This window comes from Saccharopolyspora erythraea NRRL 2338 (genome assembly GCF_000062885.1).
Classification (GTDB): Bacteria; Actinomycetota; Actinomycetes; order Mycobacteriales; family Pseudonocardiaceae; genus Saccharopolyspora_D; species Saccharopolyspora_D erythraea.
Genome location: NC_009142.1, coordinates 5,641,135 through 5,656,007 on the forward strand (window position 1 = coordinate 5,641,135; position 14,873 = coordinate 5,656,007).

10 protein-coding genes and 2 pseudogenes are annotated in these 14,873 nt (G+C 67.1%); 7 read left to right on the forward strand and 5 right to left on the reverse strand.

Translation table 11 applies throughout. The features are described from left to right. Positions 1-19: 19 nt before the first annotated feature. The gene (locus SACE_RS24455; RefSeq protein ID WP_009949935.1) at positions 20-1,015 is read right to left on the reverse strand and encodes a LacI family DNA-binding transcriptional regulator; all 996 of its coding nucleotides are present in this window, start codon (positions 1,013-1,015) and stop codon (positions 20-22) included. Between the two features lie 170 nt (positions 1,016-1,185). Between SACE_RS24455 and manD the strand changes: the two genes are divergently transcribed. The 5 genes from manD to SACE_RS24480 are packed head-to-tail and all read left to right on the forward strand — an operon-like array spanning position 1,186 to position 7,907. Next, on the forward strand, positions 1,186-2,424 hold the full coding sequence (manD, locus tag SACE_RS24460; RefSeq protein ID WP_009949934.1) for a D-mannonate dehydratase ManD: 1,239 nt from the start codon (positions 1,186-1,188) through the stop codon (positions 2,422-2,424). Next, complete coding sequence (locus tag SACE_RS24465; protein WP_197537711.1) at positions 2,421-5,045, forward strand: glycoside hydrolase family 31 protein; 2,625 nt, start codon at positions 2,421-2,423, stop codon at positions 5,043-5,045. The genes manD and SACE_RS24465 overlap by 4 nt, the downstream gene beginning before the upstream one ends. An 11-nt stretch (positions 5,046-5,056) precedes the next feature. Then, the gene (locus SACE_RS24470) at positions 5,057-6,094 is read left to right on the forward strand and encodes a TRAP transporter substrate-binding protein (RefSeq protein WP_029622029.1); all 1,038 of its coding nucleotides are present in this window, start codon (positions 5,057-5,059) and stop codon (positions 6,092-6,094) included. Then, on the forward strand, positions 6,091-6,603 hold the full coding sequence (locus tag SACE_RS24475) for a TRAP transporter small permease (protein ID WP_011874578.1): 513 nt from the start codon (positions 6,091-6,093) through the stop codon (positions 6,601-6,603). The genes SACE_RS24470 and SACE_RS24475 overlap by 4 nt, the downstream gene beginning before the upstream one ends. Beyond that, entirely contained in the window at positions 6,603-7,907 is a 1,305-nt protein-coding gene (locus SACE_RS24480) for a TRAP transporter large permease (protein WP_011874579.1), read from the forward strand. Before SACE_RS24475 ends, SACE_RS24480 begins: the two co-directional genes overlap by 1 nt. Positions 7,908-7,954: 47 nt before the next feature. Here the strand turns inward: SACE_RS24480 and SACE_RS38205 are convergent, their stop codons facing one another. Continuing rightward, on the reverse strand, positions 7,955-8,152 hold the full coding sequence (locus SACE_RS38205; RefSeq protein WP_009951355.1) for a hypothetical protein: 198 nt from the start codon (positions 8,150-8,152) through the stop codon (positions 7,955-7,957). Here SACE_RS38205 and SACE_RS36835 point away from each other — a divergent pair. Next, positions 8,075-8,275, forward strand: a pseudogene (locus tag SACE_RS36835) (IS701 family transposase); the annotation flags it as partial. The gene SACE_RS38205 and the pseudogene SACE_RS36835 overlap by 78 nt on opposite strands. On the opposite strand, the pseudogene SACE_RS24490 reads toward SACE_RS36835, so the two are convergent. Beyond that, positions 8,264-9,245, reverse strand: a pseudogene (locus SACE_RS24490) (IS110 family RNA-guided transposase); the annotation flags it as partial. The pseudogenes SACE_RS36835 and SACE_RS24490 sit on opposite strands and share 12 nt — an antisense overlap. 1,686 nt (positions 9,246-10,931) lie before the next feature. Between SACE_RS24490 and SACE_RS24495 the strand changes: the two are divergent. Next, positions 10,932-13,274 (forward strand): ATP-binding protein, encoded by a 2,343-nt coding sequence (locus tag SACE_RS24495; protein WP_009951352.1) that lies wholly within the window; start codon positions 10,932-10,934, stop codon positions 13,272-13,274. A 59-nt stretch (positions 13,275-13,333) separates the two neighbouring features. Here SACE_RS24495 and SACE_RS24500 read toward each other — a convergent pair whose 3' ends face one another. Then, positions 13,334-13,816 carry an ester cyclase gene (locus SACE_RS24500; RefSeq protein ID WP_009951351.1) on the reverse strand — a complete coding sequence of 161 codons (483 nt, stop codon included), beginning with the start codon at positions 13,814-13,816 and terminating at the stop codon, positions 13,334-13,336. Between the two features lie 346 nt (positions 13,817-14,162). Then, positions 14,163-14,813, reverse strand: coding sequence for a GntR family transcriptional regulator (locus SACE_RS24505; protein WP_009951350.1), 651 nt, complete (start codon positions 14,811-14,813; stop codon positions 14,163-14,165). Positions 14,814-14,873 lie beyond the last annotated feature (60 nt).

Below are 14,873 nucleotides of genomic sequence, written 5' to 3' on the forward strand. Positions count from 1 at the left end.
CGAGTGCAACTGGTTGCCATCAGTTGTCATGCCTAGGGGCGGCAGTGGAGCCGCGCGTCACAAGATGGGCGTCGAACAGCGTGGAATCCGTCCTCGTGCGGTGGGTGAGCTGGGCGTGCAGGACGTCGACGGCGGATCTGCCGAGCCGTTCGGTCGGCCCGGCGATGGTGGTCAGGCCCGGGGTCGTCAGGTCCGCGCCGAAGATGTCGTCGCACCCGATGAGGCTGAAGTCCGCGGGCACGCTGATGCCGGCCGTCTGCAAGCGTTGCAGGGCGCCGATGGCGATGAGGTCGTTGTAGGCGATGGCGGCGGTCGCGCGCTGGAGCATCAGCGCGTCGGCGGCTTCGTGCCCGCCCGACAGGTTCGGCACGTGCGGCCCCACGAACGCCGCGTCGAGACCGAGCGCGCCGGATTCCTCCTGCACAGCACGCCAGCGTGCGCTGTTGATCCAAGAGTTGCGAGGGCCGGAGAGATAGGCGATGCGGCGATGCCCGATGGCGGCCAGATGGCGAACGGCCTTGCGCATCCCTCTCGCGGTGTCGACCACGAGACTGGGAATTCCGTCGATCTCGCGGTTGATGACGACCAGCGCGCGGTGCTGGGCGATCTGGCGGATGACGTCGTCGGACAGGCGGGAGGTGGCCAGGATGGCACCACTGGTGGTCGCCAGCAGCTGTCGCAGGTTGCTGACCTCGACACGCGGTGACTCGTCGCTGTCGGTCAGGACGAGCGTGTAGTCCTTCTCCAATGCCTGCGACTGGGCCGCCTTGATCAGCGGGGCGTAGTACGGATTGGCGATATCGGTGACGACCAGGGTGATCGTCCGCGTGCGGCGGGGTGCCTCCGCGCGCGCCAGCGGCCGCGGGAGGTAACCGACCTCGTCGGCGGCGGCCCGGACCTTCTCTCGGGTGGCGTGGTTGACCCGGCTGGGATGGGAGAAAGTGCGCGACACGGTGGAAGCCGCGACGCCGCAGCGCCGCGCGACGTCGTAGATCGTCGGCCTGCCCTGGTCCACCGCGTACCTCCGTGGTCGTCCGCTGTTGATGTTGGCAACAAATGGCAACTGATTGCCAGTCTACGGGGCGACTCCTACGTTGAACCGACCGCGAGTCCAGCAGCCACCGCACCGATCACTCGAGCACGGCGGACCGGCGACCACTCGTCGTTTTCAGTCAAGGAGGACCAGTGCTCATCGAGCGCGCAGACGTCATCGTCACCAGCCCGGGCCGCAACTTCGTCACCCTGAAGATCACCACCGACGACGGGGTGGTCGGCTACGGCGACGGCACGCTGAACGGCCGGGAGCTGGCGGTGGTTAGCTACCTCACCGACCACGTCGCGCCGTTGCTGCTCGGGCGCGACGCGCACGCCATCGAGGACACCTGGCAGTACCTGTACCGCGGCGCGTACTGGCGACGCGGCCCGGTGACGATGGCCGCGATCGCGGCGGTGGACACCGCCCTGTGGGACATCAAGGCCAAGGTCGCCGGGCTGCCGCTCTACCAGATGCTCGGCGGGGCCAGCCGCGAGCGGTGCCTGGTCTACGGCCACGCCAGCGGCAAGGACATTCCCGAGCTGTTCGACTCGGTGCGCGAGCACCTCGAAGAGGGCTTCCGGGCGATCCGCGTCCAGACCGGCGTGCCGGGTCTGGACTCGGTGTACGGCGTCGCCTCCAGCGCGGCCGCCTCGCTTGGTGACGACACCCGCTACGACTACGAACCCGCCCGCCGCTCGGCGCTGCCCGCCGAGGAGACCTGGGACACCCGCGCCTACTTGCGGCACGTGCCCTCGGTCTTCGAAGCCGTCCGCGGCGAGTTCGGCGAGGACATCGCGCTGCTGCACGACGCGCACCACCGGCTCACCCCGATCCAGGCGGCCAAGCTGGGCAAATCCCTGGAGCCCTACGACCTGTTCTGGCTCGAAGACGTCACGCCGGCTGAGAACCAAGAAGCGCTGCGCTGGGTGCGTCACCACACCACCACGCCGCTGGCGATCGGCGAGGTGTTCAACTCCGTGTGGGACTACCAGCACCTGATCCGTGAACAGCTCATCGACTACGTGCGCTCGCCGATCACGCACGCGGGAGGCATCACGAGCGTGCGCCGGATCATGGACTACGCGGCGATGTACCAGGTCAAGTCCGGTATGCACGGCCCGACGGACGTCTCGCCGGTCGGACTGGCGGCCGCCGTGCACCTCGGCCTGGCACTGCACAACTTCGGTATCCAGGAGTACATGGTCCACAGCGAACAGACGCGGTCGGTCTTCGGGCCGACGTACGAATTCGCCCTCGGCGGCCTGCGTCCGAGCGAGGAACCCGGTCTGGGCATCCACTTCGACGACGACCTGGCGGCCAAGTACCCCTACGAGCGGGCATACCTGCCTGTGAATCGGCTCCAGGACGGTACGGTTCATGATTGGTGAGGGAAACACCCGCGCCGCCGCATCCGATGTCCCATCACTGTCATCCACGACGGCGCCGCCACCCGGACAGTAGGCAATCCGCCAGATCGAGAGAAGTTCACGTGCGTGTCACATCACGAGTCGAGCGAGTGGAACGGGCCGGTGACCGGATCCGCGTCCACACCGACGGTGTCGAGCTCCTGCTCATTCTCATGGCCGACGGCATTCTGCGTATTCGCGCCGGTTTCGAGGGCGATTTCGCCGAGGAGTCGTACACGCTCACCACGACGGCGTGGCCGGACCGGCTCGACGAGTTCATGGGGGCCGAGCGCACGCGAGTGACGCCGCTGCCGTTCGACGTCGACGACCTGGGCGATCTCGTCAGGGTGACCGGCGGGAACCTCCGCGTGGACATCGAGAAGGAGCCGTTCCGGATCCGCGTCCACGACGACGCGGGCACACTGCTGCATTCGGATATCGTCGGGCTCGGTTATCTGCAGGATTCGAACGGTCGCCGCATTCACACCAGCGAGATCTCACTCGACGACGCATTCTACGGTTTCGGCGAGACCACGGGGCCGCTGAACAAGGCTCAAAAACTCATCACGATGAGCCCGAAAGACGCCCTCGGTTACGATCCGCGCGAAACCGACCCGCTGTACAAGCACATCCCGTTCTATATCAAGATGAACCGGGAAACCCGGAAAGCCGTCGGGTACTTCTACCACAACACCTACGATTGCGATTTCGACCTCGGCCGGGAGCGGAGTAACTACTGGCCCCCGCACAGCCGCTACCGCGCCGACGGCGGCGACATCGATCTCTTCCTCATCGCCGGTCCGGGCATTCGCGACGTCGTGCAGCGCTACACCATGCTGACCGGCAGACCACCACTGCTGCCCAAATATGCGCTGGGCTACCTGGCCTCGTCGATGTACTACTCCGAACTCGACGCCGACAGCGACCGCGCGATCACCGAGTTCATCGACATCGCCAGAGCCGAGGACATTCCCGTCGACGGTTTCCAGCTCTCGTCGGGCTACACCACACAGGAGACCGAGGCCGGAGCGAAGCGGTGCGTCTTCACGTGGAACGAGCGCCGCTTCCCCGATCCCGAGGGCTTCTTCGCCGGAATGGCCGAGCGCGGCATCACTGTGTCCCCGAACGTCAAGCCCGGTGTCCTCGACGTCCATCCCCGCCTCGAGGAATTCGGCAGTGCGGACGTCTTCGTCACCCGCAGCGCCGACGCGGCCGCGACAGCCGGTGACGGCCCCGCCACCGGTGCCTGGTGGGGCGGGCCGGGCCGGTTCGTCGACTTCACCAAGCCCGCCGCCCGCGAGGCGTGGCAGCGCTGGCTCACCGAAGCGGTCCTGGACAAGGGCACGACGTCGGTCTGGAACGACAACTGCGAGTACGACGGCATCATCGATACCGACTCCGGCGTCGACTTCGAGGGCGCAGGCGCGACGATCGGCCGTCTGCGCAGCGTCATGTCGAACCTCATGTGCCGGGTGACCCGCGACAGCATCGCCGCGACGGCTCCGTCGGCTCGTCCCTACATCGTGTGCCGCTCCGGTCACGCGGGCATCCAGCGCTACGCCCAGAGCTGGGCGGGCGACAACTCCACCTCGTGGGAGTCGTTGCGGCACAACATCGCCACGATCCTGGGAATGGGCCTGTCCGGCTTCCCGCACCACGGCTGTGACATCGGCGGATTCCACGGCCCTGCACCCGATCCCGAGCTGCTGGTGCGGTGGGTGCAGCACGGGGTCTTCCAGCCGAGGTTCTCGATCCACTCGGTCAACTCCGACAACACGGTGACCGAGCCGTGGATGTACCGCGACCACACGCCCTACATCCGGGACGCCGTCAAGCTGCGCTACCGGCTTTTCCCCTACCTGTACTCGCTCACGGCGCGTGCCGCGGCGACCGGCTGGCCGATCATGGAACCGCTGATCAGCGCGTTCCAGCACGACCCGGCCCTCGACGAGACGTCGGAGGAGTTCATGCTCGGCGACGCGCTGCTCGTCGCCAACGTGCTCACCCCGGGGGCGAGCACCCGCGCCGTCCGGCTTCCGGAAGGCGAGGTGTTCTACAACGCCTGGACCCGGGAGCGCTACGAGGGCGGACAGGTCGTGGAACTGCCGGTGGACCTCGGCTCGATCCCGCTGTTCCTGCGTGGCGGCGGCGTCGTTCCGGTCGCGGAGAACCAGTTGCACAGCCTCACCCGTGACGAGGTGACGGAGCTGCGCTTGATCTGCGCCCCCGACCGCGACGCGCGCTTCACGCTCTACGAGGACGACGGCCTCACCCGTGCCCATGAGGACGGTGTGTTCCGCGAGACCGACATCCGGATGACCGCCGGTGAGCAGGTGCGCCTGGAGCTGACCCGGCGCGGCGGGTACCGGAGCGCCGTCGAACGGCTGCTGTTCGACGTCATCCGGCCCGGCCAGTGCCCGCACTGGGTCGCCCTCGACGGCGAGCGCCTCCCGCAGTACCTGCACCGCAGTCACTTCGACGCCGCGGAGGCGGGCTGGCACTACGACATCGGGCTCGGATCCGTGCTGATCAAAACCCCCGACCCCGGCGGCGATCTCGCCGTCACGATCTCGTTCGAGCCCATCGACATGATCGGCATGTGAGAGAGGCAGGCATGAGGAACCGATTGATCAGCGGCATCGTCGCCCTGGTCCTCGTCGCGGCCCTTGCCGCATGCGCGCCGGCATCCGGCGCGCGGACGAGCGCCGAGGCGACGCCGGAAAACCCTCTGGTGTTAAGCCTGGCGAACAACCTCAGCGACGACCACGTCACCTCCAAGGCACTCGCCTCGTTCGCCGAGGACGTCAAGCGGCGCAGCGGCGGCCGAATCGTGTTGAAGCACTACGGAAACGGTCAGCTTGGCGACGAACCCGAGGTGCTCGGCCAGCTCCACGAAGGCATCGTCGACATGACCCGCGTCAGTGCGCCGGGACTGGCGACCTACGCCCCCGGCTATCACACCTTCGGCCTGCCCTACATCTTCGACTCCGAGCAGGAGTTCCACGAGGTGATGGATTCGCCTCAGATGGCCGAGTACTTCCGCTCGACCGCCGACGCCGGCTTCGTCGGCCTCACCTACTACAGCTCCGGGGCGCGGTCCTTCTACACCGGGAACACGCCGGTGCGGACCCCGGAAGACCTGCGCGGGCTCAAGATCCGCGTGCAGGACATGCGCTCGCAGACCGACTTCGTCGGCGCATTGGGAGCCGCCCCGGTCGTGATGGCGTTCAGCGACACCTACACCTCGCTGCAGACCGGCCTGATCGACGGCGCCGAGAGCAACGAGACGGTACTGACCGACAGCGCGCACGGCGAGGTCTCCCATGCGTTCTCGATGACCGAGCACACCCGGATCCCCGACATGCTCGTGATCAGCACCGAGACCTGGGAGCGGCTCGACCCGGCCGACGAGAAGCTGCTCACCGCGGCGGCCCGCGCATCGACCGAGCAACAGAAGGCCGACTGGGCGAAGACCACCGAGCAGGCGATCGCCGACGCGAAGGCGATGGGCGTCGAGTTCATCACCGGCGTCGACACCGCCGCCTTCCGCGAGGCCACCCGGCCGGTGGTGGACGGGTACGCCAAGCAGCACCCGGAGGTCGCGGAGCTTCTGTCCGTCATCAACTCGGCCGGGAAGCGAGGCACGCCATGACCGCACTCGACCGTCTCAACCGGGTGCGACGAGCACTCGGTGGCGTGCTGGCGGGATTCGCCGGTGCCCTGCTCGTCGTCATGACCCTGCTGGTGCTGTACCAGGTCTTCACCCGCTACGTCTTGGGCTCGCCGGCGGCCTTCACCGAGGAGCTCGTGCGCTACGCGCTCATCTGGACGTCGATGATCAGCGCCGCGTACGCGTTCCTCCATCGCAAGCACATGTCGCTCGTCGTCCTGCGGGATCGGTTCTCGCCCGCGGTGCGGCGCACGCTGGTCCTCGGCTCGGACGTCCTCGTGCTGGTCTTCGCCGTGGTCGTGCTGGTGATCGGCGGCACGATGCTGGCGCTCAGCTCGGCCGCCGACTATTCGGCACTGCTGGGTGTCTCCCGGGGTCTGGTCTACGCGATCGGGCCGGTCGCCGGCCTCGCGATCGCGTTCGCGCAGTTGCTCAACATCTGGCAGGACCTCATCAGCGAGGTCTCGATCGAGACGGTGGGGACGGACTGATGGATGCTCTGACCGCTGTCGCCGTCCTGTTCGGCGCATTCTTCGTCCTGCTGTTCACCGGCGTGCCGATCTCGGTGTCGCTTGGAGTTGCCTCGTTCGTCACCGTGTTGGCGTTCCTGCCGTGGGACGACTCCACCTACATCATCGGGCAGCAGATGAACGTCGGCATCGAGAGCTTCGCGCTGCTGGCCGTCCCGTTGTTCATCTTCGCGGGCAACATCATGAACACCGGCGGTATCGCGCGCCGCCTTGTCGACCTCGCTCTGGTGGCGGTGGGTCGGGTCCCCGGCGCGCTGGCGCACACCAACGTGCTGGCGAACATGTTGTTCGGCGCGCTGTCCGGCTCGGCCGTGGCATCGGCCGCCGCGATCGGCAGCACGCTGCAGGATCGCCAGCAGAAAGCCGGATACGACCCGGCTTTCGGGGCGGCGGTCAACATCGCGTCGGCCCCGACCGGACTGCTCATACCGCCGACGACGGCCGCGATCGTCTACTCGACCGTCGCGGGCGGCGTGTCCGTCTCCGCGCTGTTCATAGCGGGGTACGTACCCGGCATCCTCATGGGCCTGGTGATCATGGTGATCGCCTTCGTCTTCACCCGACGGCAGAAGTATCCGAAGGCCGACCGCGTCACCTTGGCTGAGGGCTTCCGGGTCCTACTCAGTGCGATCCCGGGCCTGCTGCTGATCGTTGTCGTGGTCGGGGGCATCGTGTTCGGCGTGTTCACGGCGACCGAAGGTGCCGCGGTCGCCGTGGTGTACACGCTGGTGCTGTCGCTGGCGTACCGGAGCATGTCGTGGACGGCCCTCAAGGATGTCGTGACCCGCACGGTCATCGCGACCGGCATCGTCATGTTCCTCATCGCGGCGTCCGCGGGCATGTCGTGGGTGATGGCCTATACCGGTATCCCGGCGGCGATCGCGGAGGCGCTGCTGTCGGTGACGGACTCGTCAGCGGTCATTCTGGTGCTGATGCTGATCCTACTGCTGGTGGTGGGTACGTTCATGGACATCACGCCGGCGATCCTGATCTTCACGCCGATCCTGCTGCCCATCTCCGAGGAGCTCGGCATGGACCCGGTCCAGTTCGGCATGGTGCTCATCCTCGCGATGTGCATCGGCACCATGACGCCGCCGGTCGGTTCGGTCCTGTTCGTCGGGACCGGCGTGAGCGGGGTGTCGATCGAGCGGGTCGTCCCGAAGCTGGTGCCGTACTTCGTCGGGCTGGTCCTGCTGCTCATCGCCGTCACCTTCATCCCCTCGCTGTCCCTGGGGCTGCCGGGCATGCTGGGCTTGCTCGAGTAGCGGTCCGAGCCTCTCCGCGGCCGGGCGCCCACGCCGGAACCCCCGGCTCAGGGTTCCCGGACCGCGAGGACGAGGCCGGCAGGCAGGTCGTCGACAACGTCGAACGCGTCCCTGCGGAACGCTTCGGAGCCGAAAGCGATGCGCTTGTCGTAGCGCCACTTGTCGCCGTGCGCGTGGCGGGCAGTCGCTGGGCGATCGAAGAATGCTTCCAGAGCGCCAATAACGAAACCGGACTCGATCAACACCAAGCACGCGGCTACACCGCCTGGTACCGCCACATCACCCTGTCCATGGCCGCCGCCGCGTTCCTCGCCATCACCCGCCACACAGCGCAAAAGGTGCCTCTATGTGCCGTGTCAAGCCGGTGATGGAGTAGCCGGTTGGTAGCCGGGTGCGGTCGCGGAGCATGGCGAACAGGACAACGACGCGGCGGCGGGCGAGGCAGGTGATGGCGGCGACGTGGTGCTTGCCTTCGGCGCGTTTTCGCTGGTAATAGCATCGGGATGCTGGGTCGCGCAGTGAGGAGAACGCCGAGAGATAGAGCGCTCGTTTGAGCTGTTTGTTGCCTCGCCGGGAGGGATTTTCGCCGCGGATGCTGGTGCCGGAGCGGCGGGTGACCGGTGCCAGTCCGGCGTAGGAGGCGAGACAGGCGGCATTGGGGAAGCCGCTGGCGTCGCCGATCTCGACAAGGATGCGGGCGGCGGTCCTGACCGCGATGCCGGGCATCGAGATCAGGACCCGGGAAAGAGGGTGGTCCTCCAGCAGGTGTTCGACCTGCGCGGCGACAGCGTCGCGTTGTTCTTGCACTGAGCGAAGAGAGGACGCCAGATGCGGCAGGATCGTGGCGGCCGCGGTGGTTCCGGCCACGACGACGGTTTGCTCGGCCAGTGCGGCCAGGATGTCGTCGACCAGGCGCTCGGCCATGCGGGGCGCTTGCCGGGGCGCGGTCGCCACCAAGCGGCGTCGCCCAGCGGCGTTCATTGCCGTGGGTGTGGGGAATCGTTCGATCAGTGCCAGCACGGCCGGATGACTGGCTCGCGGTCCGAGGACACGTTCCAGGCTCGAGTGAATCTGAGTCAGGAGTCCGCGTAGCCGATTGCGAATGCGCGTGGACTCGGCGGCGAGATCGTCGTCGAACCCGGTCAGCATCGTCAGCTCGGCGAGGGCCTCGTCTGCGACGTCGATCGAGCGCAATGTGTGCGGCAGTGTCCGGGCAGCATCCGCGATCACGAACGCGTCACGGGCGTCGGTCTTGCCCTCTCCCGGGTGCAGGTCGGCCAGCCGGCGCATAGTCAGTCCAGGCGGATACGCGATCCGGCAGCCCACGTCGCGAGCCACCGGGCGATCTCGTCGCTGCCCATGCGACACGTCCGCGTGCGTCGTTGCGTCCCAGCCTGCCTGGCACCAGCCGCCGGCATCCACGTTACGAACACCTACCCGCAAGTGGTCATGCCTCTATCAGCGGTCAACCAGCACCACCAGGCCCGGCGACACCACCTTTTCGATCACGACCGACAAGGGGCTCTAGTCATACCGGACCTGGAGGCCAGGAGCCTCGGTTTCGAGACCACGAAGAAAGTAACGGGGCTCACTCAACAGCACCGAACCCCAGATTCCCTTGACTCAGGGCGAAATCCGCCGCCTGTTCAACCGCATCACCCGCCCCGTCCGCCACAGCATCGACCACATCCTGCACTGGTCCGCATGGCGACGAACCAGCCAGCACCGCACCCGCACCAGCCACTACCGAAGACATCACAACCTGTCGTTGCAGTAGTAAGGACCGGGGATCGAGTCCCTCCCAGCGCAGTCGGCGCGCTCGCGCCGCCGCCCATGCCTCCTGGGCCAACACCACCGACCGAACCGCACGAACCAGCCACGCAACTCGGGCGTTTCTCGCTCGCTTCGAGCAGCAAGTCGACCCGCACGGCCAGCGCGCAGGTAGCCGGCCCAGGTCGTCGAGAGGCCGTCGGTGAGCCGTTCAAGACCCACAAGGGGCATTGCGAAGCTCCGGAGTCAAGGTGTCGATGAGCGGCGTGCTTGACTTCGAAGAACGAATCTCGATCATGAAAAAAGAGTCTTCACAGGCTCTGACCTGCGAAGACCCTTTCGACCGTCGGGACGGCGGGATTCGAACCCACGCCCCCTTGACCCCAGCGGTGCCCGGACAAGTGCGCAACCTGCGCGAGCAGAGAATTTGCAGGTACGGGCGCTACCGTCCACTACCGTACAGAGCGGTGCGACGCGAAACTCGCCAACACAATCCTCCCACTTTCCTCCCAACGCCGGCGACAAACGGCAGGGTCTTCTGGCGTGGCGGCAGCCCGCGTCGGCCGTCGGCCGGCAGCGTGTGCCGATCGCGGAGGCGTTCGGCGAGCTGTTCGAGGGACAGTGCGCGCAGTCCCGGCCACGGCCAGTTCGATGGCCAGGAGGATGCCGTCGAGGTCCGCTCCCAAGATCCAACTCGCGTGACTGCGAGGTGCCACTCGCATGCGATGGGAACAATTCGCCGCCGCCCGGTGAACCGAGCCAGCATGTCACGTAGCTCAGCTGCCGCGTGAGTATGCAGCCCTGAGTTCGGCGACGGAGTCGTTCCCGCTCGATGGCGAGGCACCGGGTCCAGCGCGGTGTCTTGAGATCGCTTGTCAGGCGCCAGTTGGATCTCCCCGCAGGCAGTTGCTGGACCGGCCAGGGACTCCACCGCCCACAGCAACCGCATGCGAGCAGACCAGACCCCAGGAAACTTCTGGATCTCTCGCCTGCATGGGAAACAGGGTGACGAGGATACGTTGGCACCGCGATTACTGAGATCGGTGAGTACTTCGGGCCAGACCTTCGCGGTTTCGTCTCGGCGATCCAGCGGCCCAGGGCGCGCCTGCGCCCCTCCACGTCGACACCGCAGCCAGGTAGACGACCTTGGTCATCACAGCAGCCCCCCGCGCCGGAGATGCGCCGAAACGCGATGGTGGGACAATCGGATCGGGTGGCTGAATTGCCTAGTGCAAACGAACGGTTGGTTGAGCCATGGTCGAAACGCCGCCGTTGGGAAACCTGCCCGAGGATGTGTCGAGCTTCGTCGGCCGCACCCGGGAGGTCGCCTCGGCGGAGCAGTTGCTGTCGGGTACGCGGCTGCTGACCCTGACAGGTACCGGCGGTGTGGGTAAGACTCGGCTGGCGCTGCGCATCGCCGCTGAGGTGCGCAGGGCGTTCCGGGATGGCGTCTGGCTGGTGGAACTGGCGGCGCTGGAGGATCCGGACCTGCTGGTGCAGGCCGCCGCCACACCGCTGGGAATCCGGGACTGGTCGTCCCGGCCGACGCAGGACGTGCTGCTGGACTATCTGGCGGACAAGCACCTCCTGCTGGTGCTGGACAACTGCGAGCACCTGATCGGCGCCTGCGCGGACTTCGTGCAAACGCTGCTGGTCGCAGCCCCCGAACTGCAGGTACTGGCCACCAGCCGCGAGTCGCTGCGGATCCCGGGCGAACAGTTGCTTTCCGTGCAGTCGCTGTCGCTACCGGACCCCGACCGCACGCCGCGACCGGACGAAATCGAACGGTACGAGGCGATTGACCTGCTGCACCAGCGAGCCGCGGCCGCGGCCCCCGGATTCAGCCTCACCCCTGAGACCGTCTCGTCCGCAGTCCGGCTCTGCCGGCGCCTGGACGGAATCCCGTTGGCCATCGAGCTCGCCGCCGTGCGGTTGCGGAGGATGTCGATCGACCAACTGCTCGCCGGGCTGGAAGACCATTTCAGCCCGCTCACCGGCGGAAGTAGCACTGCACTGCCCCGCCACCGAACTCTGCGGGGAACCATCGACTGGAGCTTCGATCTGTGTTCACCCGAGGAACGACGGTTGTGGGCCAGGGCATCGGTGTTCGCCGGAGAATTCGACCTCGACGCTGCCGAAAGCGTCTGCTCCGGTGACGGCATCGCCCGCGACGACGTCGTCGTCCTCGTGGCGAACCTGGTGGAAAAGTCCATCCTGTCCCGCTCCGACCTCCCCCACGGCCAACGCGCGCGGTACCACATGCTGGACACGATTCGTCGGTACGGACAGGAGAAGCTTCGCGCCTCCGGCAAGGAACGACAGGTGCGGCAGCGGCACTGCGACTGGTACCAGCGCTTGGCCGAGCAGGCCGCGGCCGAGTGGTTCGGCCCGAACCAGACGCAGTGGGTCACCCGCCTGCGCAGCGAGCACACCAACCTGCGGGCGGCCATCGAGTTCTGCCTCACCGAGCGGACTGACATCCAGGCCGGATTGCGCATAGCCGGAGCGCTGTGGTGCTACTGGATGCCGTGCGGCGTCCTCGCGGAAGGGCGGCAGTGGATCGACCGCCTGCTCCCGCTGGCCCCCGAACCGACCACGGCACGCGGCACAGCGCTGTGGGTCTACAGCTGGGCGGCCTCCCATCAGGGCGAACCGGCCGCCAGCGCCGCCAGCGCCGAGCAGTGTCGCAGGGTGGCCGAGCAGCTGGGGGACTCGCAGATGGCGGCTTACGGCCTGCAGGTGGCCGGGCTGAGTGCGATGAGCAGCGGCGATCTCGCGGCCGCGCGGTCGTACTGCTCCGAGGCGTGGCGCCGCCACCGCGACCTCGATCATCTCGCCAGCCCTGCGGTCATGGCGCTGATGCAGCAGGGTTTCGTCGCGGCGTTGCAGGGCGACCTCGACCAGGCGGTCGATTACGCCGAGGACTGCGTCCGCATCGCCAGGGAACACGGTGAGCACTGGACCCGCTCATGGGGGCTCGTCGTACTCGGACTCGCCCTGTGGCTCCGCGGCGACCACCAGCAGGCGATCCCGTCACTGCGAGAAAGCATTGCGACCAAGCGCGGCCTCCATGACCTGTTCGGTCTCGGCATGGCGGTGGAATTCCTCGCCTGGTCGCTGACCTGTACCGGCCGCCACAAAGACGCGGCCCCGTTGTTCGGGACCCTCGCGCGCATCTGGCCGCTGGTCGGCGTCCCGCTGATGGGGATCCAGCCGCTCGCCGAACTCCACAACGAGATCGAGGCGAAGGCCCGCACCGCCCTCGGTGCAGCGGTTTTCGACACCGCCTTCAACAAGGTCGCCGGAATGGATCCGTACCAAGCTCTCGACCAAGTACTGGACGACAAAGCCACCCCGCCAAAAGGTCCATCGCAGCGCGACGACCCGCAGTGGTCACCATTGACACGCCGGGAGCAAGACGTGGCACAGCTGATCGCCGAAGGCCTGTCGAACAGAGACATCGCCGCACGATTGCTCATCAAGCAGCGCACCGTCGAATCACACGCAGAACACATCCTGGCCAAGCTCGGTGTGGACTCACGCACCCAGGTCGCGGTCTGGGTCGTCGAGCGACGAGCCGCCCACCAGCCAGGCTGACGGCACTACCACACACGGCGTTCGGATCGACCGGAACGCCAGCTAGCTACCTTGCTGGTCTAGCTCGCGGAGAGGCCCACCCCGGCCCGGGAGTCCTCTTCGCCGCGCATCTGGCGCAGCAAGGTCTCGTTGTCGTAATAGACACGCTCGGCGACGAGTTTGCCCGCCTCATGCCCGTCTCCGAAGAGATAGAACGCAGCCACTTCCACCGATACCGGCAGGCCCTGCGGCGTGACCCCGCAGTACTCGCCGCGGTGCGTCCCGGTGATCGTCACCTCACGCACGGATGCCCCAGGGGTGTCGTACTCGGCGGTGACGACGACCCGAAAATCCGGGATGGCCGCTTCGATGAGCCGGTAGAAGTCCTGGACACCCTGGAACCCGGGAAAACGGGTGCTCAAGGGGACGACGTCGTAGTACGCCCGCTCGTCGGTCAGAAAGGTTCCATACACCCGCGCCCAGTCATGGTCGTTCTCGCCTTTGATGTGCTCGTCGATCGTCCGGCGCTGGGCGGCGATCCGTTCCTGGTCGGTCACGGTCATGGCTGCGCTCCTGGTTCGCCTGAGTTCAGCGTTCCACCGCCGGCCCGAGCCGGCAAACCGATCGTCGCTCCAATGCAACACATCCAACGATCACGGCGTGGACATGCGGGTCAGCCGGCGGCACCGGGTCGGGCGTCTGCCAGTCGTACCCGTGTGGCGGTAGGGCCGCAGGTCCATGGGTGGCAGGGAGTCAGCGGTACCTCGATGGCCGCGCGCGGCCCTGAAGGCACACCACGGCGGCATACGGCAGGGATGTTGGCGGCGCTCGGACAAGTCGAAAGACTGTGCTCAGCCACCGGCCGCTACCGGACCGGCGTCTCCCTGGCGGCCGGCCCAGTAGCTCACATCAAGCGCTTGACTCGTCGAGGTCGTCGGATGCGAAGAGTTCGTCGATGAGTCCGCCGAGATGTGCCCAGTGTTCGGCGGAGAGCCCTGCGGCACCGTCCGCGTCGCCGTTGGCGCACAGCTCGGTGAGCTTGGTGTGGTGGTCGACGGTGTCGTGCCCGCCGAGCAGGGTGGAGAACTTGCGGTAGAGGATCCGGTGCACCTGGGGGTGCAGCTGATCGATCACCCTGCGCAGGACCGGGTTGCCGGCCGCGTCGATCGCCACCCCGTGGAAGGCGTCGTCGGCGGCGAAGGCACCAGTGATGTCGTGCTGATCAACGGCGTGCGCGAAGTCCTCGTTGGCTCGGCGCATGCGGTCGATGTGGTCGGTGGTCATGTGCGGGACTCCGGTGCGGACGGCGAGTTCGTCCAGCGACCGGAGCACGACCAGGGTGGCGGCGACGTCGTGGCGGTTGAGCGTGGTGATCCGGGTGTAGACGCCGGGTTTGGCTTCGACGAGCCCGGTGTCGGCCAGCCGGGTGAGAGCCTCGCGGACCGGCGTGCGGCTGAGCCCGAGACGCTGGGCGACCTCGCTGTCCCTGATCTTTTCCCCAGGAGCGAACTCGCCGCTGACGATCGCGTCCTTGAGACGCTCGTAAGCCGCGTCGCTCATGCGCGGCCGTTCGACCGGCGCTTCATCCCACCGTGCCATATTGCGTCCAATATACCGCAG